Genomic DNA, 22,957 nt, shown 5'->3' with positions numbered 1-22,957 from the left:
CGAGAGCCACATCCATGCGCCTGCGCCGCCTCCTCCCGGTCCTTGGTCTCCTCGCCTGGACGGGATGCGCGGCGGCGCAGGAGACCGGCCCGTCCCGGGACGCTGCGGGAGCCTGGGAGCTGGCGCTCGACAGCAGCTTCCGCCGCTGCGGCCTGATGCTGGCCGCCGAGCCCGGCCCGGTCGGCCAGGCCCTGCGCTTCCCGGCCGGCTGCCGGCGGGCGCTCCCGGTGGTCAACGGCATTGCCGGGTGGCGCCAGGAGGGCGGCCTGATCCAGCTCCTCGACCGCGAGGGCCAGCCGGTTCTGGCCTTCGCGGCCCCCGACGGCGACGGCCCCCGCAGCGCGGAGGCCGCGGGCGGCGAGCGCTACAGCCTGGCGCCGGCCGGTCCTCGGCCCGCCGCCGCCGAGACTCCGCTGGTGACGCCTGCGGCGCTCTCGACCCCGCCGGTTCCGCGTGATGCCTGGGCGGGCGCCCCCTCGACCGCCGCCGGGGTCACCGGCCTCTACACTCTCGACCGCTTCGTCGAGAAGGACGTCTGCCGGGTGATGCTGCAGGCCGGCGAAGCCCAGGTGCAGGAGGGCTGCCGCGATCCCGGCCTCGCCCTCTTCGATCCCACCGCCTGGCACTACGAGGCCGGCCGCCTCGTCCTCGTCGCCCGGCGCGGCCACAGCGTCGAGCTGATCCCGGTGGGGGAGGGGCGCTGGCGCCGCGATCCGGAGATCGGCACCACCTTCGTGCTGCGGCGGGTCGAGCCGTGAGGCGGGGCGTCCGGCCTCAGCGGTCCGGCAGCAGGCTCGGCGCCGGATCGGCCTCGCCCGGGTACTCGTCGAGCGGGATCGTCCCGCCGACACGCGCGACGCGGCGCGCATCCGCCTCCGGCAGCGCGCCCTCGAACAGGTCGAGCCGCTTCCAGGCCGGGAAGGGCTGGCGCCCGTTCTGATCCGGGACGTGCGGCGAGAGCGTGGCTCCGGCGCTGCGGTGGATGTAGCGACCGCAATTGACGAAGATCTGCGTCGCCGTGACCTCCACGACGCAATCGGCCCCGGGATAGAGCGCGAGCAGGGCCGCGTCCCGGCTCAGCCGGGCGGTGCCGTGCACGCGCAGCCGGTGCGGCCGCTCGAAATCGATGAACAGCAGGCCGACCCGCTCGCTCGCCGCGATGTTGCCGAGCGTCATGAACATGCCGTTGCCGTCGTAGTTCGGGAAGGCCAGCTCGCTCGGACCTCGCACCCGCACGAACCCGGGGGCTCCGCCCTTGTAGGACACGGTCGGCTGGCCGTGCGCGTCGACGGTGCTGAGGAAGAACGAGGCCACGCCCTCGATGAAGGCGCGCTCCTGCGGCTCGAACGCCGCGTGCGCATTCGCTTCCAGGCGGTCGGCCAATTTGCGCGTGCCGTGCTCGTCCTGAAGCTGCCGGTGCGTGGCGCCGAACAATACGCTCATGGCCGTCCTCCCTTCGTCGTTGGCGCGAGGGTAGGCGGGTTGAGGGCGCGGGGAGAACGTAGACGATGGGACGAGCTGGCGCAGGAACGGGCGCCATGCCGGTGTTCCCGTTCAACTCCCGTCCGCATGGCAATCACGGCGTTCTGCGAGAAACGTCCATGGTGAGCGTCTGTCCCTCGAACGGGCGATCGTTCGATCCGTGCTCGACATTCCAGGATACGGGCCGATGAATGCTTTCGATTCCCCTCGCGGTCAGCCCCATGGCAGGGGCCGCGCGTTCGGGTCCTTGCCAGGCCACACCCCGCCGTCCGACAACCCGAGCACGTTCAACCCCGACCGGATCCCCCCATGCAGGCCTACCGCGCCCTCGAAGCCACCTTCGCCCGCATCAGCGCCATCGAGGACGCCTCCGGCATCCTCGGCTGGGACGCCCAGACCCTGATGCCGGACGGGGCGGCGGAGGGGCGGGGCGACCAGATCGCGGTCCTGCGCGGCCTCGCCCACGATCTCCTCACCGATCCGGCCGTCGCCGACCGGCTCGCCGCGGCGGAGGAGGAGGACGGGCTCGACGCCTGGAGCCAAGCGAACCTCGCCGAGATGCGCCGGGCCTACACCCATGCGGCCGCGGTGCCGCGCGATCTCGTCGAGGCGAGCTCGCGGGCGGTGTCGCGGGCCGAGATGACCTGGCGCGAGGCGCGCCGCACCTCCGATTTCGCCCGGCTGCGGCCCGACCTCGCCGAGGTTCTGCGGCTCCAGCGCGAGATCGGCCGGGCGAAGGGCGAGGCGCTCGGTCTGGCGCCCTACGACGCCCTCCTCGACAGCTACGATCCGGGCCTGCGGCAGGACGCGATCGACCCGCTCTTCGCCATGCTGGAGGCCGAGCTGCCGGGGCTGATCGCGCAGGCGCGGGAGCGCCAGGCCGCGGCGGGGGCCACCCCGACGGCGGAGGGGCCGTTCCCGGTCGAGACCCAGCGTCAGGTCGGGCTCGCGCTGATGCGGGCGGCAGGATTCGACTTCGGTCGCGGCCGCCTCGATGTCAGCCTGCACCCGTTCTGCGGCGGCGCCACCGACGATGTGCGCATCACCACCCGGTACGACGAGGCCGACTTCGCCCGCGCCCTGATGGGCGTGCTGCACGAGACCGGCCACGCCCTCTACGAGCAGGGCCGCCCCGCGGCCTGGCGCCGCCAGCCGGTCGGCGCCGCCCGCGGCATGAGCGTGCACGAGAGCCAGTCGCTCACCCTGGAGATGCAGGCCGGCCGCAGCCGCGAGTTCGTGTCCTATCTGGCGCCGCTGGTGCGCAAGGCCTTCGGCGGCACCGGCCCGGCCTGGGAGGCCGATGCCCTTCACCGCAACTACACGCGGGTCGCGCCGGGCTTCATCCGGGTCGATGCCGACGAGTGCACCTATCCGGCCCATATCCTGCTGCGCTACCGGCTGGAACGGGCGCTGATCCGGGGCGAGATGGAGATCGGCGACCTGCCGGGCGCCTTCAACGACGGGATGCGCCGTCTCCTCGGCCTGACCGTGCCGGACGACGCGCATGGCTGCCTGCAGGACATCCACTGGCCCGGCGGCGCCTGGGGCTATTTCCCGACCTACACCCTCGGGGCGATGATGGCGGCGCAGCTGTTCGACGCCGCCTGCCGGGCCGAGCCGGACCTGCGCCCCGGCCTCGCCCGCGGCGACTTCGCCCCGCTCGTCGGCTGGCTGCGCGCCAACGTGCACCAGAAGGGCAGCGCGCTCGGCACGCAGGAGATCCTGACGCAGGCGACCGGGCGCCCGCTCTCGGCCGAGGTCTTCCTCGGCCACCTGCGGCGGCGCTATCTCGATGCGTGACCGCGCGCGAGCCGGTCCGGATCCCGTCCCCGTGCCGGGTCGGATTTGAGCGACTCCCGGATGTCGTGGGAGGTCATCCCCGTGCTTCCGGGATAGGCCTGATCATGCGCATCGACGTCGACGCGAGCCTATCCATCCGACGACGGTGCCGTCGGAGGCTGCTCTCGGCGGGGAATCGCCGGGCGAGGGGTCCTTGCGCCTCTGCGGTCGTGCGGTCGCCGGACAGCGCCGGCGCCCACGATGAGAGGAGCCCCCGCGCTTTCCCCTGGAACGCCCGGCTGCGCGGACGAGGGACGAAGCGCTCGGCCCGCATGCGAGACCGGGCGAAGCAGGCCACGCTCCCGACCGTTCACCGCGACGCGGCACTGGCCCATCGCCGACCGGTCGGGCCCGGCCCTCAGGCCGCCGCCCGCCGCTCCTCCGTCTCCGGCCCGATCACCCGCACCGGCTGGCCCGGACGCGCCAGCAGCGTCCCGCCCTTCGGCACCTCGGCCCAGCCGGCGCGCAGGCCGTCGATCGGCTCGGAGACGACGGCGAGGCCGGTGCCGGTCTCGCGCCAATACAGGCTCGGCGGTCGGCCGTCGCAGGCCCAGCGGTAGGCGGTGAGGCTCTCGCCGTCGGTGAGCACGGCGGTGAAGCGCAGCGGTTCGTCGATGCCGGCCTCGCGCATCAGGCCGCGGGCGGTCGACACGCTCGTCGCCATCGCGCTGACGGGATCGTGCTCGAGGCCGTTGGCGAGGGCCAGCAGGAACAAGGCCTCCGAATCGGTCGCGCCCTGGCGCGCCTCGTAGAGCGCATCCGGGATCAGCGCCTCGAGCCGCCGGCGGATGCGGGCATAACCGCCGATCTGGCCGTTATGCATGAACAGGTGACGGCCATGGGCGAAGGGGTGGCAGTTCGCCCGGGTGGTCGCCGTGCCGGTCGCCGCGCGCACATGGGCGAAGAAGGTGCGGGCGCGGATCTGCCGGGAGAGGCTGCGCAGATTCTCGTCGGACCAGGCCGGGCGCACGTCGCGGTAGAGGCCGGGCTCCGGCCGCTCGCCATACCAGCCGATGCCGAAGCCGTCGCCGTTGGTTTCGGTCTGGGCCTCCGCGGCGTGCAGCGACTGGTGCACGAGGGAGTGGGTCGGTGCGCAGACCAGCTCGTCGAGATAGACCGGATCGCCGTGGTAGGCGAGGAAGCGGCACATCGGCTCTTCACCCCCCGCGGCGTGTGCCGGTCCCGCCTCGGGCCGTGCCTCGTCCGCCGCCGTCATCGAAAGGTAACATTCCGCGCAGGACGGTGAACAGCCCGTTAATGCACCGCATCCGGCCTACGGCGCTGCAACATGCCTAAGCAGCAGGCAACGGCCCTTGGGTAAGGCACGTCATGCGGAGGGCGCATCATCCGCCGTGCGAAGGTAGACCTATGGCGGGGATCAATGTCAGCATTGGGTCGTTGATGCTCACGCAGGCGTGTTCGCGTAGCCGGCTTGCGTCCGCGTTGCCCCGGCTGGCGTCTCACGCCGGGCCCGATCTCCGTCCCGTCGCGCCCGTCCGCTCCCACGTCGTGGGGCGGCGAGGGGATTCGCCGGGCGGCCGATCGCACCACCATGTCCCGAGCACTCACGAGGACCCGGGCCAGATACGAACAACAGTCGAAGACTGACAGGAGGCTTCATGGGCAGAGCAGCACCCACCGCGCCGATCGCCGTCGTGGTGGAGGACGATGAATCCGTTCGGGACTTCGCCGCGGCGATCCTGGAGGAGACCGACCTCGCGGTCATCACCTGCGACAGTGCCGCCGATGCCCTCGCGGTGATGCGCGAGCACGGCTCCGAGGTGGCGCTGCTGTTCACGGAGATGCAGCTCTCCGGCGAGATGGACGGCGCCACCCTGGCCCGCACCGTCGAGCGGGACTGGCCGGACGTGCGCCTGGTGGTGACCTCGCGGCCGGGCGCGGCCCAGGCGGTGCCGGACCACGCCGTCTACATGCAGAAGCCCTGGCGGCCCCTCGACGTGCTGGTCGAGGCCGAGCGGGCAGCCTATTCCGCCGCGGCCTGAGACCCAGACGCGAAGAGCCCGCACGCCTCGCGGCGTCGGGCTCGACGGATTCGGGATGGGCCCCGCCGCGCGGGCGGCCGGGGCTCAGCCGGAGGCTTACGCGTTGGCAGCCGGAGCGGCGGCGGCCGGAGCGGACGCCGACGGGGCCATGCCGGGACGGCGGGGACCGCCGACGCGGGGCTTCGGCTTCGGCGCAGCGATCAGACCCTCGCGGATCGCGGTCTTGCGGGCCTGCTTGCGGGCGCGGCGCACGGCCTCCGCCTTCTCGCGGGCCTTGCGCACCGACGGCTTCTCGTAGGCCTTGCGCTGCTTCATCTCGCGGAAGATGCCCTCGCGCTGCATCTTCTTCTTGAGGACGCGGAGGGCCTGATCGACGTTGTTGTCCCGAACGAGTACCTGCAAGGGTATCTATCCTTTCGTCTAAATCCGAAAAACGTGGCCGACCTTGCGCGGAACGCGCCCGGATGGCTGCCTGCCCGGCCAACCGAAATGCGCCCCACGGCCCGGACCTGGAAGGACCGGGAGGGGCTTAGGTCGCATCGCGGTTGCACCGGAGCCCGGCGCAAGCTGTCGGCGCACGGTATGCGCCTGATCGCGGCCTTACACCACTCCGCCAGGACTTCCAACCGGGGAGTGGCTGCCTGACCGAAATTTGAGCGGCGCGCGGGCCGAGCGTGGCCGTCGTCAGGGACACCGTCGCATCGAGGCGACGGGCTTGGGCGATCAAGCGTTGGCCTGGATGAAGCTGCGCACCAGCGGATAGGTCTGGCCCTCCCACTTGCGGCCGGAGAACACCCCGTAATGGCCGACGCCGGGCTGCAGGTGATGGCGCTTGCGGAAGGGCTTGAGGCCGGTGCAGAGGTCGTGCGCCGCCATCGTCTGGCCGACGGCGCAGATGTCGTCGCGCTCGCCCTCGACCGTCATCAGGGCCGTCTTGCGGATCGCCCGCGTGTCGATCGGGTTGCCGCGGAAGGTCAGCTTGTTCTGGGCGAGCGTCGCGTCCTGGAACACGGTCTTGACCGTCTCGAGGTAGAACTCCGCCGCGAGGTCGAGCACCGCGAAATACTCGTCGTAGAAGGTCTCGATCTGCGCTGCCTTGGCGGTCTCGCCGTCGGCGAGGTGCCAGTAGAGGTCGAGGTGGCCGTGCATGTGGCGGGCGGCGTTCATCGACATGAAGGCCCCGACCTGCATGAAGCCCGGATAGACCCGGCGCCCGGCCCCGGCATGGCGGCGCGGCACGGTGGCGATCAGGTTCTTCTCGAACCACTCGATCGGCCGCGAGGTGGCGAGCTCGTTGACCTTGGTCGGGTTGATCCGCGTGTCGACCGGGCCGGCCATCAGGGTCATGCTCGCCGGATGCGCCGCGTTGCGGCTCTCGGCCATCACCGCGGCGGCGGCGAGCGCCTGCACGGCGGGCTGGCACACCGCGACGAGGTGGGCGCCCTCTCCGATCGTCTCCAGGAACTGCACCAGGTGGGCGACGTAGTCGTCGAAGCCGAAGCGGCCGGCGCTCAGCGGCACGTCGCGGGCATTGTGCCAGTCGGTGATGTAGACGTCGTGGTCGGCCAGCAGGGTGCGCACCGTGCCGCGCAGGAGCGTGCCGAAATGCCCCGACAGGGGGGCCACCACCAGCACCCGCGGCTGCTCGCGGACGACGTCCTTGCGGAAGCGCAGCAGGGTGCCGAACGGCGTGGAGAGCACCGGCTCCTCGATCACCGGCACCTCGCGGTTGCCGACCCGCACCGCGTCGATCCCGTAGGAGGGCCGGGCATGGGTGAGGCCGGCCCGCATCATCATCCGGGCGGCGGCCGCGACCCAGGTCGCCGGCGCGCCGTAGCCGGCCCGCATCCAGGGCGCCGTGCCGTCGTGCAGCACGCGGCCCCAGGCGCGGGTGGCGCTGGCGATGTCAGACTGGACCTCGAAGGCATCATAGAGCATCGGCCCGAGCACTCCCTCACGGACACGCCTTGGGGTGCGGCCCGCCGGCAAGAGTAAGACACGGCTTTCTGCCCGCGCGACCGGACTTTCGGCGGATCGCGACGGCAGCCGTCCTCGTCCCGGCGGGATGCGACCCTCGTGCCAAGTCCATTGCGGACCGGGCCTGTCTCTGCTTCGGTCGACTTGTGCGAGGGTTGCGCCCGCCCGCCCCCGCGTCGGCCCCGGCCCGGCAAGGTCTCCATCGGCAAGATCCTTCTCGGCGCGAGTCTTGGATCCTCGGCACGAGTCTTGGATCGCGAGGTTGCAAACCGAAGGGAAGTCGGGCCGCGCTGCCGGCCCGGGGAGGACGGGATGGCCGAGGCGACGCTGACGATCTCCAGCCGCAACTACTCGTCCTGGTCGCTGCGGGGCTGGCTGCTCTGCCGCATGGCCGGGCTCGACCTCGACGTGCAGGTCCTGTCCGGCGATCCGGCGAGCCGGGCCGAGTTGCTGCACCTCACGCCGTCGTTCCTGGTGCCGCGCCTCACCCACGGGGCGGTGCGGGTCTGGGACGTGCTCGCCATCGCCCAGTACCTCACGGAGGTGCGCCCCGAGGCCGGGCTCCTGCCCGACGACCTCGCCATGCGCTCCTGGTCGCGCTCGATCTCGGGCGAGATGCATGGCGGCTTCATCAACCTGCGCTCGGCCCTGCCGATGAACCTGCGCGCCCGCTACACCGACTTCAAGCTCTGGGGCGGCGCCCAGGCCGACATCGCCCGGGTGGTCGAGATCTGGCAGGACGCGCTCAAGGCCCATGGCGGCCCCTACCTGTTCGGGGCGCGGCCGGTGGTGGCGGACGCGATGTACGCCCCGGTCTGCACCCGCTTCGTCACCTACGGCGTCGCGCTGCCGCCCGATTGCGCCGCCTATCGCGACCGGATCATGGAGTGGGACCTGATGCGGGAATGGATCGCGGCGGCGGAGGACGAGCCGGAGGAGATCGAGGAGCTGGATATGGAGTTCTGAGGGCGGTTCCCTGCCTTGCCGCCGCTCGGATGCTCCACGTCATCCCGGGCTCTCGCCTTCGGCGCGCTCCGGGATGACCCTGTGAGGTGGCAGCGGTGAGCCGCTTCTGCCGCGGCCCGGTCCGTCAGATCAGCCCCGCCAGCCGCAGGCCCGCCCCCGCCGCTGCGCAGGCCGCGAGCACCGGGATCATCCCGGCCTTGAACCGGAACACCGCCACGGCCGCGGCGAGCGCCAGGGCGAGCGCGAACGGATCGACGCTGGCCAGCACCGGCACCTCGACCCTGATCGGCCCGACGGCCACCGGCCGCAGCTCCCGGAACAGGGTGTGGAGCGCGAACCAGACCGCGAGATTGAGGATCACCCCCACCACCGCCGCGGTGATCGCCGAGAGCGCGCCGGCGAGCGCCCGGTTGCCGCGCAGGCGCTCGACATACGGAGCGCCGACGAAGATCCACAGGAAGCAGGGCGCGAAGGTGACCCAGGTGGTGAGGAGGCCGCCGAGCGTGCCGGCGACGAGCGGCGGCAGCGCCCCGGGGGCGCGGTGGGCGGCGAGGAAGCCGACGAACTGCGTCACCATGATGAGCGGGCCGGGCGTCGTCTCGGCCATGCCGAGCCCGTCGAGCATCTCCCCGGGTTTCATCCAGCCGTACCGCTCCACCGCCGCCTGCGCCACGTAGGCGAGGGCCGCGTAGGCGCCGCCGAAGGTCACCAGCGCCATCTTGGAGAAGAACACCGCGATCCGCGAGAACACGTCGTCCGGACCCAGGATCGCGAGGAGCGCGGCGACCGGGACGAGCCAGATCGCCGCCCAGGCGGCAAGGGTCGTGAGCGTGCCGCCAAGGGAGGCCCGCTCGCGTGGCAGCGCGTCGTCGCCGAACAGGTAGGGGCCGGCCGACGCCCCCGCCGCGTGGCCGCCGCCGGGGCGAAAATCCGGATGTCCCGTGCGGCCGCCGAGGAACCCAACGAGGCCCGCCGCCACGACGATGAGCGGGAACGGCACGTCGAGGACGAAGATGCCCGCGAAGGCGGCAGCGGCGAGCCCGAGCATCACCCGGCCGCGCAGGGCCCGCCGGCCGATGCGCTGCACCGCCTCGATCACGATGGCGAGCACCGCGGCCTTGAGGCCGAAGAACACGCCGGCGACCGGCCCGGCCTGGCCGTACAGCACGTAGACGTAGCTCAGGGCCATGATGGCCACGAGCCCCGGCAGCACGAACAGCCCGCCGGCGAGAAGGCCGCCGCGGGGCCCGTGCATCAGCCAGCCGACGTAAGTCGCGAGCTGCTGCGCCTCCGGACCGGGCAGCAGGGTGCAGAAATTGAGGGCATGCAGGAAGCGGTTCTCGGAGATCCAGCGCCGCTCCTCGACCAGCACCCGGTGCATCACCGCGATCTGCCCGGCCGGCCCGCCGAAGGACAGGGCGGCGACCCGCAGCCAGACCGGCAGGGCCTCGGCCACGGTGACCGGCCGGGGGGGCGCCTGCGCGGACGTCGCGGGCTGGCTTGTCGTCACGGTTTCGGGCTCTCCGGGGCGGGGGCGCCGCAGCGTAGCGCGATCGGTCGCGTTGTGCGACACGGGGCAGCGACTACATCCGGGGAGCGGGCGCCGCCGGCCTCGCGCCGCCGCACGATCATGCCGTCAGGTCCCGCTTGAGCAAGAAAGCCCTCCTCACCCCCGAGAGCCGCATGGACGATCTCGACACCTCGATCCGGCCGCTCAGCCTCGCCGACTTCACCGGCCAGAAGGCGGCGCGCGCCAACCTCCAGGTGTTCATCGACGCCGCCAAGAAGACCGGCCAGGCCCTCGACCACGTGCTGTTCGTCGGCCCGCCCGGCCTCGGCAAGACGACGCTCGCCCAGATCGTCGCCCGCGAGCTCGGGGTGAACTTCCGCTCGACCTCCGGCCCGGTGATCGCCAAGGCCGGGGACCTCGCCGCGCAGCTCACCAACCTGGAAGAGCGCGACGTCCTGTTCATCGACGAGATCCACCGCCTCAACCCGGCGGTGGAGGAAATCCTCTACCCGGCGATGGAGGATTACCAGCTCGACCTGATCATCGGCGAAGGACCGGCCGCCCGCTCGGTGAAGATCGAGCTGCCCAAGTTCACGCTGGTCGCCGCCACGACCCGGGCGGGGCTGCTGACGACGCCGCTGCGCGACCGGTTCGGCATCCCGGTCCGGCTCGAATTCTACGACATCGACGAGCTGGAGCTGATCGTCAGCCGCGGCGCGCGGGTGCTCGGCATCGGCATGGCGGCGGACGGCGCCAACGAGATCGCCAAGCGCGCCCGGGGCACGCCGCGCATCGCCGGCCGGCTGCTGCGCCGGGTGCGCGACTTCGCCATCGTGGAGGACGCGCCGACCATCACCCGGGCCATCGCCGACCGGGCCTTGCGGCTCCTCGACGTCGATCCGTCCGGCCTCGACACGATGGACCGCAAGTATCTCGGCATCATCGCCCACTCGTTCAACGGCGGGCCGGTCGGGGTCGAGACGATCGCGGCGGCGCTCTCCGAGCCGAGGGATGCGATCGAGGAGATCATCGAGCCCTACCTGATCCAGAAGGGCTTCGTGCAGCGCACGCCGCGCGGCCGGGTGCTCACCGCCCATGCCTTCCGCCATCTCGGCCTGCCGGAGCCGAACCGCGATCCCGCCGTGCAGTTCGGCCTGTTCACCGGGGACGAGGATGCGTGAGGAGGGGAGGGGGTACCGCCTCTTCACCCGCCGCCGCGTGCTCCAGGGAGCGGGCGCCGTCGCGCTCTCCGGGCTCAGCACCGGCGCCTACGCCACCGGGATCGAGCCGTTCCGGCAGGTGGTGACGCGATACGCGATCAAGCCCAACCCCGCCGCGCCCTGGCCGGGCGGGCTCACCCTGCGCATCGCCGTCCTCACCGACATCCATGCCTGCGAGCCCTGGATGAGCGCGGAGCGCATCGCCGGGATCGTCGCGGCGACCAACGCGCTCGGGGCCGATCTCGTGGTGCTGGTCGGCGACTTCGTGGCCGGCCAGCGCTACGTCACGCGCATTGTCCCCGCCGCCGAGTGGGCGGCGGTGCTGCGCCGGCTGACGGCGCCGCTCGGCGTCTATGCGGTGCTCGGCAATCATGACTGGTGGAGCGACGCGGAGGCCCAGCGCCGCGGCGCCGGACCGACCATCTCCGGCGCCGCGCTGACGCAGAACGGCATCCGGGTCCTGTCGAACGAGGCGGTGCCGCTCGCCACCCGCGCCGGTCCGGTCTGGCTCGCCGGGCTCGAGGACCAGCTCGCCCTGCAGGGCCGGCGCCGCCGCGGCCAGCGGGTCGGCCTGGACGACCTGCCGGCTACCCTGGCCGCGGTGCCGGACGGCGCCCCGATGATCCTGCTGGCGCACGAGCCCGACATCTTCGCTCGGGTTCCGGCCCGGGTGGCGCTGACCCTGTCGGGCCACACCCATGGCGGGCAGGTGCGGCTGTTCGGCTGGTCGCCCGTGGTGCCTTCGCGCTATCCCGGCCGCTACGTCTACGGCCATGTCCGCGAGGCGAGCGACCTCGTGATCTCCGGGGGGCTCGGGCTCAGCGTCGCACCGATCCGCCTCGGGGTGCCGCCGGAGATCGTGGTGGTGGACCTGGGGGCGGAGGCGGCGGCGTGAGTGGCGTATTGTGAATGCAAGAGCTTTCCCCTGCCTCCTGTCGGGAGGGGCTGGGGGTGGGGCAGAGTTGGGCGTCGGGTTCTGCCCGGCGCCACCCCCACCCCCGACCCCTCCCCACAAGGGGGAGGGGAGGTGCCCCGACGAGGACCCCGCGTTGACTGAGACCCTGCCCCCGGACGCCCACGCCCTGCCCGTGCGCGTCTACTACGAGGACACGGATTTCTCCGGTTTCGTCTACCACGCGAGCTACCTGCGCTTCATGGAGCGCGGCCGGACCGAGTTGCTGCGCGGGCTCGCCGGCGACCAGTCCGAGCTGCACCGGGAGGCCGATGGCCTGGTCTTCGTGGTGCGGCGGATGAGCCTCGACTATCTCAAGCCCGCCCGCATGGACGACGCCCTCACCGTCCTGACCGCGACCCGCGAGCTGCGCGGCGCCTCGATGCATCTCGACCAGGAGGTGCGCCGCGGCGACGAGACCCTGGTGCGGGCCGAGGTGGTGGTGGCCTGCGTGCGCGAGGGGCGCGCGGTGCGCCTGCCGGAGGCGCTGCGCCGCACGCTCTCCCGACGTTGAGCAAGGATGCTCACCATTCCTTAACCCTGCCGGGGGCTTAACTCGTGACGGCCGAACGCTCCGGTCCGGAGCCTCGGCCCATACTTTCGACAGATTCGGGCGCGATCGAACCACGATACGAAAAGCCCCGATCCCGGTTGGAGTGCCCGAGGGCCGTTCAGCGGCCCGGGACGCGAGGACGATTGCATGAATCCCGCCGATGCCGCCCAGGCGATGCCCGTGGCCGAGATCACGATGTTCGGCCTGTTCTGGCAGGCCCACTTCGTCGTCAAGGTGGTGATGCTGGGGCTGCTCGGCTCCTCGATCTGGTGCTGGTCGATCATCATCGACAAGACGCTGCTGTTCCGGCGCGCCAAGACGGAGATGGATGCCTTCGAGGAGGAGTTCTGGTCCGGCCGGCCGCTGGAGGAGCTGTACCGCGCCTACAACGACAAGCCGGCGACCGGGCTCGCCGCCCTGTTCGTCGCCGCGATGCGCGAGTGGCGCCGCTCCTACGAGGGATCCGGGCGCTCGATCCGCAGCCTCGGCCAGCGCATCGACAAGGTGCTCGACGTGACCATCCAGCGCGAGGTCGAGCGGCTCGAATCGCGCCTGCTGTTCCTGGCCTCGATCGGCTCGGCCGGCCCCTATATCGGCCTGTTCGGCACGGTGTTCGGCATCATGACCGCCTTCACGTCGATCGCCGCCTCGAAGAACACCTCGCTCGCGGTCGTGGCGCCGGGCATCGCCGAGGCTTTGTTCGCCACCGCCATCGGGCTGTTCGCGGCGATTCCCGCGGTGCTCGCCTACAACAAGCTCCAGGCCTCGGTCGCGAAGGCGCAGGGCCGCCTCGAGGGCTTCGCCGACGAGTTCTCGGCCATCCTGTCGCGCCAGATCGACGAGCGCATGGCGCTCGCCGCCTGACCTCGAGCCATTGGGAAGGACTGAGCGATGGGCATGGCCTCCGGAGCGGCACAGGGCGGCGGGCGCCGTCGGCGCGGCCGGCGGGGCGGCGCGATCAACGAGATCAACATGACGCCGTTCATCGACGTCGTGCTGGTGCTCCTGATCATCTTCATGGTCGCGGCGCCGATGATGACGGTCGGCGTGCCCCTCGACCTGCCGCAGACCAAGGCCGCGCCCCTCAACCAGGATTCGAAGCCGGTCACCCTGTCGATCCGCCAGACCGGCCAGGTCTTCCTCGGCGAGGACGAGCTCTCCGACGACGCGATCGTCGCCAAGATCTCGGCCACGGCGAAGGACGGGTTCGAGGAGCGGGTCTTCGTGCGCGGCGACAAGCGGGTCGATTACGGCCGCGTCGCCCAGGTGATGGCGATCGTGACGAGCGGCGGCTTCAAGAAGGTCGCCCTCGTGACCGAGCCCGACCAGCGTTAGAGTCAGTAGGGCGGGGTTCTCCGTGCTGTTTCCCTTCGACAGGTCCGAGCCCGGCGTCTGGGTCTCGGCCGGCGCGCACGTGGTGCTGATCGGGCTGGCGTTGTTCGCCGCCGCTTCGCACGTGCTGCCGCAGTCCGAGGAGGGCGTCCCGGTCGAGGTCATCACCGAGAACCAGTTCTCGGAGCTGACCAAGGGCCAGCGCGACGGCGAGGCCCCGGCCAAGAGCCCGCGCGCCGACCGGGTCGCCGACAAGCAGCAGGAGAACGATCCCGGCGAGGCCAAGGCCAACGTGCCGACGCCGCCGACGCGCCCGCCCGACATCAAGGTCGCCAACGCCGAGGAGATGCCGACGCCGCCCCTGCGCCCGGCCCTCGAGCAGCCCGAGCCCGCGCCGATGCCGCCGGCCCGTCCCGATACCACCAAGGCCGATGCCGAGAAGGCTGCCGCTGCGGCGGCTGCCGCCGCGAAGGCCAAGGCGGACGCGGAGGCGCGCGCCGAGGCCAAGGCGGAAGCCGAGCGCGAGGCCAAGGAAGCGGCCAAGGAAGCGGCCAAGGAAGCGGCCAAGGAAGCCGCCCGCGAAGCAGCCAAGGAGGCGGCGAAGGCGGCCGCCAAGGCCGCGGCCGAGAAGGCGGCCGTCGCTGCGGCGAAGGCCACGGCCGAGAAAGCCGCCGCCGAGAAGGCGGAGGCCGAGGCGATCCGGCGCGAGGAGCTGGCCGAGGCCAAGGCGGCTGCCGAGAAGGCCGCCGCGGAGAAGGCGGCCGCCAAGGCTCGGGCGGAGGCCAAGGCTCGCGCCGAGGCCGAGAAGGCGCGTGCCGAGGCCAAGGCGGAGGCCGAAGCCGAGGCAAAGGCCAAAGCCCAGGCGGAAGCGGAGGCGAAGGCCAAGGCGGTCGCCGAAGCCAAGGCCAAGGCGGAGGCCAAGGCTCGCGCCGAGGCCAAGGCGGAAGCCGAGGCCCGGAAGGCCGAGGCCGAAGCGAAGGCTCAAGCCGAGGCCGAGGCGAAAGCGCAGGCACAGGCGCAAGCCAGGGCGGAGGCCGAAGCCAAGGCTCACGCTGCCGCGGAAGCCAAGGCGAAGGCGGAGGCCGCCGCCAAGGCGCGTGCCGTCGCGGAGGCGAAGGCCAAGGCAGCGGCCGAGGCCAAGGCCCGGCACCAGGCCGAGCTCGCCGCCAAGTTCAATTCGGGATCGATCCGCGACGTGCTGGCGGCGCATGGGCCGTCGCAATCGACCGGCGCGACCGGCCGCGAGGTGCAGCGCACCGCGGCGCTCGGCGCCGTCAGCGGCACGTCGCAGCGCCTCAACCCGAGCCAGCGCGACGCCCTGGTCGGGCTCCTGCAGCAGCAGATCGAGCGCTGCTACTCGGCCCCCCCCGGTGCCGCCCAGGGCATCGTGCTGCCGCAGCTCGACATCCGCCTGAACCCCGACGGTTCGCTCACCACCGATCCGCGCATCCTGCGCGCCGGCGGCAGCGCCGTCGATCGCTCGATCGCCGAGGCCGCGGTGCGGGCGGTACGGCGCTGCGCGCCCTTCCGCATCCCGTCCCAGTTCGCCCCGTTCTACAACGACTGGCGGATCATCAACGCGGAGTTCGAGCTGCCGCGGGCTTAAGACAGCCCCCGGCCGCCTGCCTCACCCCACGATGGACGACCCCCCATGCACTCCCCCTCGCGATTGCGTCCCGCGCTCGCTGCGCTCCTGTGGCTGTGCCTCGCAGCTGGCTTCGTCTCGGGCTTTGCCGGCCCGGCGCAGGCGCAGCTCAACCTGCGCATCGGTCCCGGCGGCGCCTTCCAGCCGATGCCGATCGCCATCGCCGATTTCTCGGGCGATCCGAGCCTCGGCCCGACCCTGTCGGGCATCGTCACCAGCAACCTGAAGCGCTCGGGCTATTTCACGCCGGTCGAGAAGGCCCGCTTCCCCGAGAGCCCGAACTTCGACGCCGCTCCCAACTTCGCCGCCTGGAAGGACACCGGCGTGCAGGGTCTGGTCACCGGCCGGGTCACGCGTGACGGCTCGGGCAAGCTCAAGGCCGAGTTCCGGCTCTGGGACGTGCTGTCGGGCCAGCAGATGATCGGCCAGCAATATGCCGGCGACGGCGCCAATGCGCGGCGGATGGGCCACCTGATCTCGGACGCGGTCTACACCAAGATCACCGGCATCGGCGGCTTCTTCGACACCCGCGTCGCCTTCGTCGACGAATCGGGCTCCAAGGAGCACCGGCGCAAGCGCCTCGCCATCATGGACCAGGACGGCGCCAACGTGCGCTACCTGACGAGCGGCGAGGCCTCGGTGGTGGCGCCGCGCTACTCGCCCTCGACCCAGGACATCACCTACATGTCGCAGCTCACCGGCCAGCAGCCGCGGGTGCAGGTGATCAACCTGTCCACCGGCGCCCGCCAGGTGATCCCGACCAACGCCGAGATGAGCACCAGCCCGCGCTTCTCGCCGGACGGGCGGCGCCTGGTGATGAGCGACCAGGACGGCGGCAATGCCAGCATCTACGTGATGGATCTCGCCTCCAAGGCCCAGACCCGGATCACCAACGCCAACGCCATCGACACCTCGCCGTCCTTCTCGCCGGACGGGCGCGAGATCGTGTTCGAATCCGACCGCGGCGGCCAGCAGCAGGTCTACATCATGGGCGCCGACGGCTCGAACCCGCGCCGCCTGACCTTCGGCGACGGCTCGGCCTCGCAGCCGGCCTGGTCGCCGCGGGGCGACTACATCGCCTTCACCCGCCAGCGGAAGGGCTCGTTCGCGATCTGCGTCATGAAGCCCGATGGCTCCGGCGAGCGGGTGCTGACGGAGGGTTTCCACAACGAGGGCCCGACCTGGGCGCCCAACGGCCAGTACGTGATGTTCTTCCGCGATCCCGGCGGCCAAGCCGGCGGCAAGCTCTACATGGTCGACATCACCGGCAAGGTCGAGCAGCCGGTTCCGACCCCGTCCTACGCCTCGGATCCGACCTGGTCGCCGCTGATCGACGCTCAGCAGAAGTAAGGGGGGCCGGGTTCGACCCGCCTCTCTTTATTCAGAGCATCCCACCCTCGACCGCGGGAAAAGGTCGAGGGCGGGGCGATGCTTCGGCATTCTCGACGTCATCCTGGGCCTCGGCACAGCCGAGAACCCAGGATCCACGATCTGCTGACAGCGAAGAACAACGCGGATCGCGCTCACCCTCGTCCCGAGCCGCCAAGGTCGCAACAGGACCGGCTTGACCGTACGGGCGTCCGCCTGCGAGCCTCAGCGGCCATTCACACGGCTAAGCGGACTGGGGCGGCATCCGGGCGATCGCGTCGAGCAAGGTCGAATGCTGGCGGTGGATGATCCTGAGAAAGGCAGCGTCGTCTCCCAGGGCTCTCGCCAACACGATCGCGCCCTGTATCCCCGACACCACCTCCTCAGCGATCTGCTCGGCCGGCGACGTGGGAACTCCCGCGGTTTCAAGGCACTGGACCAGTGCCGATATCCAGCGCGCGAAATAGCTCCTTATCCGGATCGCAAAAGTCGCTCCGGATGAGTTGAGGCCGATACATCCGACGAGGCATACCCTTCTGCCGGACCGGAAGTATGCCGTCACGTCCTCGATCATGGACGTGACCGCCGCCGCCGGATCCTGTGCCTGTTCCAGCGGCGCAAAGATCGTCGTTGCAAACCAGGAGTCGATGTCGGCCAGAACCGCCTCCATCATCTCCTCCTTCCCGCCAGGGAAGAAGTTGTAGAGGCTGCCCTTGCCGAGCCCGGTCGCCTTCGACAGCAGCGACAGGCTCGCACCCTCGTACCCGTGCTCGCGGAATACTTCCGCCAGGGCCGACACAGCGTCGGCACGCTCTGTCAGGACGCGCCTCACGCTCAAAGGCCGAGGTCGTTGAGCGAGGGATGGTCGTCGGGTCGGCGGCCAAGGGGCCAACGGAATTGGCGCTCCGCTTCGGTGATCGGCATCTCGTTGATGCTGGCATGGCGGTGCTTCATCAGTCCGTCCTCGGCGAATTCCCAGTTCTCATTGCCGTAGGCGCGAAACCAGTGCCCGCTATCGTCGTGGTACTCGTAGGCATAGCGCACCGCGATCCGGTTGCCGGTGAAGGCCCACAATTCCTTGATCAGTCTGTACTCAAGTTCCTTGTTCCACTTGCGACTGAGGAAGGCTTGGGCTTCGTCACGATTGGTCGCGAACTCGACACGGTTCCGCCAGCGCGTGTCGAGCGTGTATGCCAGTGCAACCTTGGCAGCATCGCGCGTGTTCCAGCCGTCTTCGGCGAGGCGGACCTTCTCGATCGCGGACTCTTTGGTGAACGGGGGCAGCGGAGGCCTGGACATCGGATCACCTTCAGGAACCATCTTGTACCGATCGGTACAAGATGGCCGGTGGTCGGTCAATCCCTCCCGGGGAGCACGTCTCTCGGGGCTGGTGATCCGGGATCCCGGCTTCCTGTCGACCGATGCTCGCCGGCGCCAATGCCGAAGTGGAGTGGTGACCGCCGTGCTTGCCGGGATCGCTCGCGGCTTTCAGCGACGGCGAGCATCGATCTCGACAGCCACTTTCCACCCTGACCGGACAGTCAGATGGTCTAGCTGATCGTGTGTTGTTCGAAGAGCACTGCTCCATCGACCCGCGGCGGTATTGTCGGGTCGTGCTCACGTTTTTTGGACGAGGAAGTATAATTAACGAAGAACCAATATCCAGGTCATCGGAAAATGCTCTAGCGGTCCTGAGCCATGGACTCCGCTCCGCAGCCCCGGAACGACGTGAAGCGCGTCAAATCGATCGGCACGACACGGGTGAGGTAACGCGCGGCGGGTCCGAAGACCCGCCGCGCATGATCGGTTACTCCAGGCTCAGCGCCACGAACCGCACCTCACCCTCCTTGTTGGAGACGAGGAGCAGGGCCGACTTGCGACCGTCCTTCTTGATCTGGTCGATGCGGCGGGTGACGTCGGCCGGCGACGACACCGCCTCCTGGCCGACCTCGACGATCACGTCGCCGGCCTGGATGCGCTTGTCGGCGGCGTTGGAGTTCGGGTCGACCCGGGTGACCAGCACGCCCTTGACGCCGTCCTTCACTCCGAAGCGCTTGCGCCCCTCGTCGGACAGGCCCGAGAGGTTGAGGCCCAGCGCCTGACGGGTGACGTCGGCCTCCGGCTGCGGCCGGTTGAGGGCGGCCTGCTGCTGCGGCTTGTCGCTGTCCTCGAGACGGCCGAGGGTGACCTGCTTCGTCTGCTCCTGGCCCTTGCGAATGGTGGTGACGTCGACGACCTTGCCGACCGGAGTCGAGGCGACGATGCGGGGCAGGTCGCTCGAGCTCTTGACGTCGACGCCGTTGAACTTGGTGATGACGTCGCCGACCTCGAGGCCGGCGGTCTTGGCCGGGCCCTTGTCGTCGACGCCGGCGATCAGCGCGCCGCGGCCGCCGCCCTTGAGGCCGAGCGCCTCGGCGGTGGTGTCGTCGACGTTCTGGATCCGCACGCCGAGCCAGCCGCGGCGCACCTCGCCGAACTGGCGCAGCTGGTCGATCACCGGGCCGGCGGTGGCGGTGGGGACGGCGAAGCCGATGCCGACCGAGCCGCCGGTCGGCGACAGGATCGCGGTGTTGATGCCGATCACCTCGCCATTCATGTTGAACAGCGGACCGCCCGAATTGCCCTTGTTGATGGCCGCGTCGGTCTGGATATAGTTGTCGTAGGGGCCGGACTCGATGTTGCGGCCCCGGGCCGAGACGATGCCGGCCGAGACCGAGCCGCCGAGGCCGAACGGGTTGCCGATCGCGATCACCCAGTCGCCCGGGCGCATCTTTTCGGAATCGCCGAGCGGCACCGACTTCAGCGGCCGGTCCGGATCGGGCTTCACCCGCAGCACCGCGAGGTCGATCTTCGAATCCTTGCCGACGATCTCGGCCTTCAGCTTGCGGCCGTCGTGCAGGATCACCTGGATGTCGTTGGCGTCGCCGATGACATGGTTGTTGGTGACCACGATGCCGGACGAATCGATGATGAAGCCGGAGCCGAGCGAGTTCGAGCGACGCGGCGCCCGCGGCTGGCTCTCGCCCCCGCCGCCGCCACCCTGGCCGCGTCGATTGAAGAATTCCTCGAACAGGTCCTCGAACGGGGTGCCCTGGGGCAGTTGCGGCAAGGTGCGCCCACGGGCTTCCACGGTGGTGGAGGCCGAGATGTTCACCACCGCATCCGTCACCTGATCGGCGAGGTCGGCCAGCGATTCGGGGCCCTTGGCGAGGGCGACGCCCGGCAAGGCCGCAGTGCCGACGGAGAGGGCGAAGAGGGCTCCGGCGAGGGCGGGCAGGCGCCGTCTCGCGAAGGCGGGGTTACGGCGCGAGGAAGCGGCCATCGTATGAACCTCGTAGGGCAGGGTCGTCGTGAACGGTCGTGTCGGCCCGGGGGGCCGTAGCACCCGGGCGGCCCCGGTCGCGGCCGGGAGCGTTCCTTAAGATCGTCCCGCGGCGGAACGGTTCAAGTCCCGACCGGTCAGCCGAGGAGCAGGCGCACGACGCCGACGACGACGACGCCGGCCGCCGCGGAGGCGAGGCCGACGAGGCGCATCCGCTCCATCGGGCTCTGCGCCGCCTCCTGCATCGCCCGGCGCATCGCTGCCGGGAAGGCGGCGCAGAGCAGGCCCTCGATGGCCAGGGCGAGGCCGAGGGCGACGACGAGATCCTTCACGGCCGCGAGCGGGCGGTCATCGCCGCCATCCCTGTTTCCCCCTGCGGTCGCATCTTATCGTCTCCGCGGCACCGGCCGGATCGTCATGTCCGCCGTCACAACAAGGCGCCCCGCCGGGGCGGGGCGCTCGGGTCTCGTCACGTTCGTCGGGCGGGACCCTGCGTCGCAGGGTCCCGATGGGGCTACTGGCCGGTCGCCGGGGCGGCCGAGCCGGCCGTCGCCGCCGGGCGGGCCCGGCCCTGCGGGTCGTTGAAGTAGCGGAAGAACTCGGAGCCGGGGCTGATCACCAGCCGGGTGTCGGACCCGCTCAGGCCCTTCTCGTAGGCCTGCATCGACCGGTAGAAGGCGAAGAAGTCCGGGTCCTGCCCGAAGGCGTCGGCGAGGATGCGGTTGCGGTCCGCCTCGCCCTGGCCGCGGAGCTGGTCGGCCTTCTGGTTCGCCTCGGCGAGCAGCACCGTCACGTCGCGGTCGGCCTTGGCCTTGATGGTCGCCGCCACCTGGTTGCCGTTGGCGCGCAGGTCCGCCGCCTCGCGCTCGCGCTCGGTCCGCATCCGCTGGTAGACCGCCTGCGAGTTCGCCGCCGGCAGGTCGACGCGGGTCAGGCGCAGGTCGATGATCTCGATGCCGAGATTCTTCGCCTGCCGGTTCACCTCTTCCTGGATGCGGTTCATCAGGCCCTCGCGCTGGGTGCGCACGATGGCGTCCCGCGAGGCGCTGGCGAGCACGTTACGCATCGCCGCGTTGGTGAAGCTCGACAGGCGCTGGTTGGCGACCTGAATGTTGTTCACCGCCTGGTAGAAGCGCAGCGGGTCGCTGATCTTGTAGCGGGCGAAGGCGTCGACCTCGAGGTTCTGGCGATCGGCCGAGAGGACCGTCTGCACCGGCAGGTCGAGGTCGAGGAGCCGCTTCTCGAACAGCACGACGCTCTCGAGGAACGGCACCTTGAAGTAGAGGCCGGGCTTGTCGGTGCCGGCCTGGTTCAGCACGGTACGCACCCGGCCGAATTGCAGAACCAGGGCCTGCTGGGTCTGGCCGACGGTGAAGGCCGAGGCGTAGATCACCACCAGGACGAGGACGCCGAGGACGACGAGGCCGGTGCGGAGCGCGTTGCTGTTCATCGCGCGCTCCCCTGGACCGCATTGCCCGGACGGGCGGTGTTGGCGAATTCCTGCAGCGGCAGGACCGGCACCACGCCGGCCGCGGCCGCGCCGGTGGTGCTGCCCTGGTCGATGATCACCTTGTTCACGCCGCCCAGCACCTTCTCCATCGTGTCGAGGAACATGCGCTCGCGCGAGACCGCGGGCGCGACCTTGTAGGATTCGTAGACCTCGCGGAAGCGCTGGGCCTGGCCGGTCGCCTCGGCGGTGGCCTGGGACTTGAAGGCGTCGGCCTGCTGCAGGATCTGCGAGGACCGGCCGCGGGCCTCGGGGACCACGCGGCTCGCGTAGGTCTCGGCCTCGTTGCGCGAGCGGGCGGCGTCCTGCTGGGCCGCGTTCACGTCGACGAAGGCTTGGCGCACCTCCGACGGCGGGCTCACGCCCTGGAGCTGCACCACGTTGATCAGCACGCCGGCGCCGTAGGAATCGAGCGCCTTCTGGATGATCTGCTGCACCTCCTGCGCCACGCTCGACTGCTCGGTGGTCAGGATCGCCTGGATCTGGCGACGGCCCACCACCTCGCGCATCGCGCTCTCGGCCACCGACTTGATGGTGCCCTCGGGGTTCTGGAGGTTGAACACGAAATCCTCGGCCTTGGCCGGGTTCACGCGCCATTGCACGTCGAAATCGATGTCGACGATGTTGTCGTCGCCGGTGAGCATCAGGCTCTCCTCCGGCACGTCGCGGGAGCGCTGGGCGCCGGCGCCCGAGCGGTAGCCGACCTGGATGCTGCGCGACTCGCCGACATTCGGCTTCACCACCGCGCCGATCGGGTAGGGGAAGTTGTAGCGCAGGCCCTCGCCGGACTGGCCGGTATAGCGGCCGAACACCGTGTTGATGCCGACCTGGCTCGGCAGGACCGTGTACCAGCCGGTCATCAGCCACAGCACCAGCACGACCAGGATCGCCAGGGCCGCGCCCTTGGCGCCGACCGAGCCGCCGCCGGGCATCAGGTTGCGCAGCCGGTCCTGGCTGCGGCGCAGGAGATCCTCGAGGTCCGGCGGCTGGTTGCCACCCCCCGAACCGCCGCCGCCCCAGGGACCACCGCCACCGCCGCCGGAGCCGCCGCCCCAGGGGCCGCCACCGCCGCCATTGCCGCCGCGGTTACCCCAGGGACCGCCCCCGTTGCCGCCACCGCCGCTGCCGCCGCTCTGATTGCTCCAAGGCATGCTCGCCCACGTCCTTTCCCGGCCGGCACGCCCCGCGCTGTCTCTCGCGTCCCGCGCGGCACTCGCATTGCACTGGCACTCGTTCACTCAGCGATATCGGCTGAGCCCCACGCGAAAGCAACCTCCGGCC

22 protein-coding genes are annotated in these 22,957 nt (G+C 70.9%); 11 read left to right on the top strand and 11 right to left on the bottom strand.

Annotated elements, in window-relative coordinates; genetic code table 11:
* Positions 1-14 precede the first annotated feature (14 nt).
* A complete protein-coding gene (locus FF100_RS13295; RefSeq protein ID WP_139036139.1) occupies positions 15-758 on the top strand; it encodes an AprI/Inh family metalloprotease inhibitor in 744 nt (247 codons plus the stop codon).
* Positions 759-774: 16 nt separating this feature from the next.
* Here the strand turns inward: FF100_RS13295 and FF100_RS13290 are convergent, their stop codons facing one another.
* Positions 775-1,443 (bottom strand): pyridoxamine 5'-phosphate oxidase family protein, encoded by a 669-nt coding sequence (locus FF100_RS13290; RefSeq protein ID WP_139036138.1) that lies wholly within the window; start codon positions 1,441-1,443, stop codon positions 775-777.
* A 348-nt stretch (positions 1,444-1,791) separates the two neighbouring features.
* Between FF100_RS13290 and FF100_RS13285 the strand changes: the two genes are divergently transcribed.
* Positions 1,792-3,282 (top strand): carboxypeptidase M32, encoded by a 1,491-nt coding sequence (locus FF100_RS13285; RefSeq protein WP_139036137.1) that lies wholly within the window; start codon positions 1,792-1,794, stop codon positions 3,280-3,282.
* Positions 3,283-3,679: 397 nt separating this feature from the next.
* Here the strand turns inward: FF100_RS13285 and FF100_RS13280 are convergent, their stop codons facing one another.
* Entirely contained in the window at positions 3,680-4,471 is a 792-nt protein-coding gene (locus FF100_RS13280; protein ID WP_139036136.1) for a class II glutamine amidotransferase, read from the bottom strand.
* Positions 4,472-4,940: 469 nt separating this feature from the next.
* Here FF100_RS13280 and FF100_RS13275 point away from each other — a divergent pair, with 469 nt between their 5' ends.
* Entirely contained in the window at positions 4,941-5,324 is a 384-nt protein-coding gene (locus tag FF100_RS13275; RefSeq protein WP_139036135.1) for a response regulator, read from the top strand.
* 96 nt (positions 5,325-5,420) lie between these two features.
* Here the strand turns inward: FF100_RS13275 and rpsU are convergent, their stop codons facing one another.
* Positions 5,421-5,726 (bottom strand): 30S ribosomal protein S21, encoded by a 306-nt coding sequence (rpsU, locus tag FF100_RS13270; RefSeq protein ID WP_139036134.1) that lies wholly within the window; start codon positions 5,724-5,726, stop codon positions 5,421-5,423.
* Positions 5,727-6,047: 321 nt separating this feature from the next.
* Complete coding sequence (locus tag FF100_RS13265; RefSeq protein WP_139036133.1) at positions 6,048-7,262, bottom strand: polyhydroxyalkanoate depolymerase; 1,215 nt, start codon at positions 7,260-7,262, stop codon at positions 6,048-6,050.
* Positions 7,263-7,613: 351 nt separating this feature from the next.
* On the opposite strand from FF100_RS13265, the gene FF100_RS13260 reads away from it, so the two are divergent.
* A complete protein-coding gene (locus tag FF100_RS13260) occupies positions 7,614-8,267 on the top strand; it encodes a glutathione S-transferase (protein ID WP_139036132.1) in 654 nt (217 codons plus the stop codon).
* A 124-nt stretch (positions 8,268-8,391) separates the two neighbouring features.
* Here FF100_RS13260 and chrA read toward each other — a convergent pair whose 3' ends face one another.
* Positions 8,392-9,777: a chromate efflux transporter gene (chrA, locus tag FF100_RS13255; RefSeq protein WP_139036131.1), complete on the bottom strand. Its 1,386-nt coding sequence runs from the start codon at positions 9,775-9,777 to the stop codon at positions 8,392-8,394.
* 173 nt (positions 9,778-9,950) lie between these two features.
* Between chrA and ruvB the strand changes: the two genes are divergently transcribed.
* The 7 genes from ruvB (at position 9,951) to tolB (ending at position 16,829) form a co-directional block, all read left to right on the top strand.
* The gene (ruvB, locus tag FF100_RS13250) at positions 9,951-10,958 is read left to right on the top strand and encodes a Holliday junction branch migration DNA helicase RuvB (protein ID WP_139036209.1); all 1,008 of its coding nucleotides are present in this window, start codon (positions 9,951-9,953) and stop codon (positions 10,956-10,958) included.
* Positions 10,951-11,892 (top strand): metallophosphoesterase, encoded by a 942-nt coding sequence (locus FF100_RS13245; RefSeq protein ID WP_139036130.1) that lies wholly within the window; start codon positions 10,951-10,953, stop codon positions 11,890-11,892. The genes ruvB and FF100_RS13245 overlap by 8 nt, the downstream gene beginning before the upstream one ends.
* 154 nt (positions 11,893-12,046) lie before the next feature.
* Positions 12,047-12,463: a tol-pal system-associated acyl-CoA thioesterase gene (gene ybgC, locus FF100_RS13240; RefSeq protein WP_139036129.1), complete on the top strand. Its 417-nt coding sequence runs from the start codon at positions 12,047-12,049 to the stop codon at positions 12,461-12,463.
* Between the two features lie 186 nt (positions 12,464-12,649).
* Positions 12,650-13,366, top strand: a complete 717-nt coding sequence (gene tolQ, locus FF100_RS13235; protein WP_139036128.1) for a protein TolQ — start codon at positions 12,650-12,652, stop codon at positions 13,364-13,366.
* 27 nt (positions 13,367-13,393) lie between these two features.
* A complete protein-coding gene (locus tag FF100_RS13230) occupies positions 13,394-13,837 on the top strand; it encodes an ExbD/TolR family protein (RefSeq protein ID WP_139036127.1) in 444 nt (147 codons plus the stop codon).
* 25 nt (positions 13,838-13,862) lie between these two features.
* Entirely contained in the window at positions 13,863-15,440 is a 1,578-nt protein-coding gene (tolA, locus tag FF100_RS13225; RefSeq protein ID WP_205824880.1) for a cell envelope integrity protein TolA, read from the top strand.
* A 45-nt stretch (positions 15,441-15,485) separates the two neighbouring features.
* Complete coding sequence (gene tolB / locus FF100_RS13220; RefSeq protein ID WP_139036126.1) at positions 15,486-16,829, top strand: Tol-Pal system beta propeller repeat protein TolB; 1,344 nt, start codon at positions 15,486-15,488, stop codon at positions 16,827-16,829.
* Positions 16,830-17,091: 262 nt separating this feature from the next.
* On the opposite strand, the gene FF100_RS13215 is transcribed toward tolB, so the two are convergent.
* The 6 genes from FF100_RS13215 to hflK form a co-directional block, all read right to left on the bottom strand.
* Entirely contained in the window at positions 17,092-17,679 is a 588-nt protein-coding gene (locus tag FF100_RS13215) for a TetR/AcrR family transcriptional regulator (protein WP_139036125.1), read from the bottom strand.
* A 2-nt stretch (positions 17,680-17,681) separates the two neighbouring features.
* Entirely contained in the window at positions 17,682-18,146 is a 465-nt protein-coding gene (locus tag FF100_RS13210; protein WP_139036207.1) for a nuclear transport factor 2 family protein, read from the bottom strand.
* Positions 18,147-18,654: 508 nt separating this feature from the next.
* Positions 18,655-20,169: a Do family serine endopeptidase gene (locus FF100_RS13205; RefSeq protein WP_139036124.1), complete on the bottom strand. Its 1,515-nt coding sequence runs from the start codon at positions 20,167-20,169 to the stop codon at positions 18,655-18,657.
* A 137-nt stretch (positions 20,170-20,306) separates the two neighbouring features.
* Entirely contained in the window at positions 20,307-20,501 is a 195-nt protein-coding gene (locus tag FF100_RS13200) for a DUF2065 domain-containing protein (protein ID WP_139036123.1), read from the bottom strand.
* A 182-nt stretch (positions 20,502-20,683) separates the two neighbouring features.
* Entirely contained in the window at positions 20,684-21,619 is a 936-nt protein-coding gene (gene hflC, locus FF100_RS13195; RefSeq protein ID WP_139036122.1) for a protease modulator HflC, read from the bottom strand.
* Positions 21,616-22,827, bottom strand: coding sequence for an FtsH protease activity modulator HflK (gene hflK, locus FF100_RS13190; RefSeq protein ID WP_139036121.1), 1,212 nt, complete (start codon positions 22,825-22,827; stop codon positions 21,616-21,618). The genes hflC and hflK overlap by 4 nt, the downstream gene beginning before the upstream one ends.
* Positions 22,828-22,957: the final 130 nt, after the last annotated feature.

The organism is Methylobacterium terricola (assembly GCF_006151805.1).
Lineage (GTDB): Bacteria > Pseudomonadota > Alphaproteobacteria > Rhizobiales > Beijerinckiaceae > Methylobacterium > Methylobacterium terricola.
This window is presented reverse-complemented; position numbering and strand designations above follow the sequence as displayed.

Excerpts from the sequence above, each read along its gene's own strand:
- FF100_RS13295 (WP_139036139.1), top strand. The coding sequence starts at position 15 with ATGCGCCTGCGCCGCCTCCTCCCGGTCCTTGGTCTCCTCGCCTGGACG.
- FF100_RS13290 (WP_139036138.1), bottom strand. The coding sequence starts at position 1,443 with ATGAGCGTATTGTTCGGCGCCACGCACCGGCAGCTTCAGGACGAGCAC.
- FF100_RS13285 (WP_139036137.1), top strand. The coding sequence starts at position 1,792 with ATGCAGGCCTACCGCGCCCTCGAAGCCACCTTCGCCCGCATCAGCGCC.
- FF100_RS13280 (WP_139036136.1), bottom strand. The coding sequence starts at position 4,471 with ATGTGCCGCTTCCTCGCCTACCACGGCGATCCGGTCTATCTCGACGAG.
- FF100_RS13275 (WP_139036135.1), top strand. The coding sequence starts at position 4,941 with ATGGGCAGAGCAGCACCCACCGCGCCGATCGCCGTCGTGGTGGAGGAC.
- FF100_RS13265 (WP_139036133.1), bottom strand. The coding sequence starts at position 7,262 with ATGCTCTATGATGCCTTCGAGGTCCAGTCTGACATCGCCAGCGCCACC.
- FF100_RS13260 (WP_139036132.1), top strand. The coding sequence starts at position 7,614 with ATGGCCGAGGCGACGCTGACGATCTCCAGCCGCAACTACTCGTCCTGG.
- ruvB (WP_139036209.1), top strand. The coding sequence starts at position 9,951 with ATGGACGATCTCGACACCTCGATCCGGCCGCTCAGCCTCGCCGACTTC.
- FF100_RS13245 (WP_139036130.1), top strand. The coding sequence starts at position 10,951 with ATGCGTGAGGAGGGGAGGGGGTACCGCCTCTTCACCCGCCGCCGCGTG.
- tolQ (WP_139036128.1), top strand. The coding sequence starts at position 12,650 with ATGAATCCCGCCGATGCCGCCCAGGCGATGCCCGTGGCCGAGATCACG.
- FF100_RS13230 (WP_139036127.1), top strand. The coding sequence starts at position 13,394 with ATGGGCATGGCCTCCGGAGCGGCACAGGGCGGCGGGCGCCGTCGGCGC.
- tolB (WP_139036126.1), top strand. The coding sequence starts at position 15,486 with ATGCACTCCCCCTCGCGATTGCGTCCCGCGCTCGCTGCGCTCCTGTGG.
- FF100_RS13210 (WP_139036207.1), bottom strand. The coding sequence starts at position 18,146 with ATGTCCAGGCCTCCGCTGCCCCCGTTCACCAAAGAGTCCGCGATCGAG.
- FF100_RS13205 (WP_139036124.1), bottom strand. The coding sequence starts at position 20,169 with ATGGCCGCTTCCTCGCGCCGTAACCCCGCCTTCGCGAGACGGCGCCTG.
- hflC (WP_139036122.1), bottom strand. The coding sequence starts at position 21,619 with ATGAACAGCAACGCGCTCCGCACCGGCCTCGTCGTCCTCGGCGTCCTC.
- hflK (WP_139036121.1), bottom strand. The coding sequence starts at position 22,827 with ATGCCTTGGAGCAATCAGAGCGGCGGCAGCGGCGGTGGCGGCAACGGG.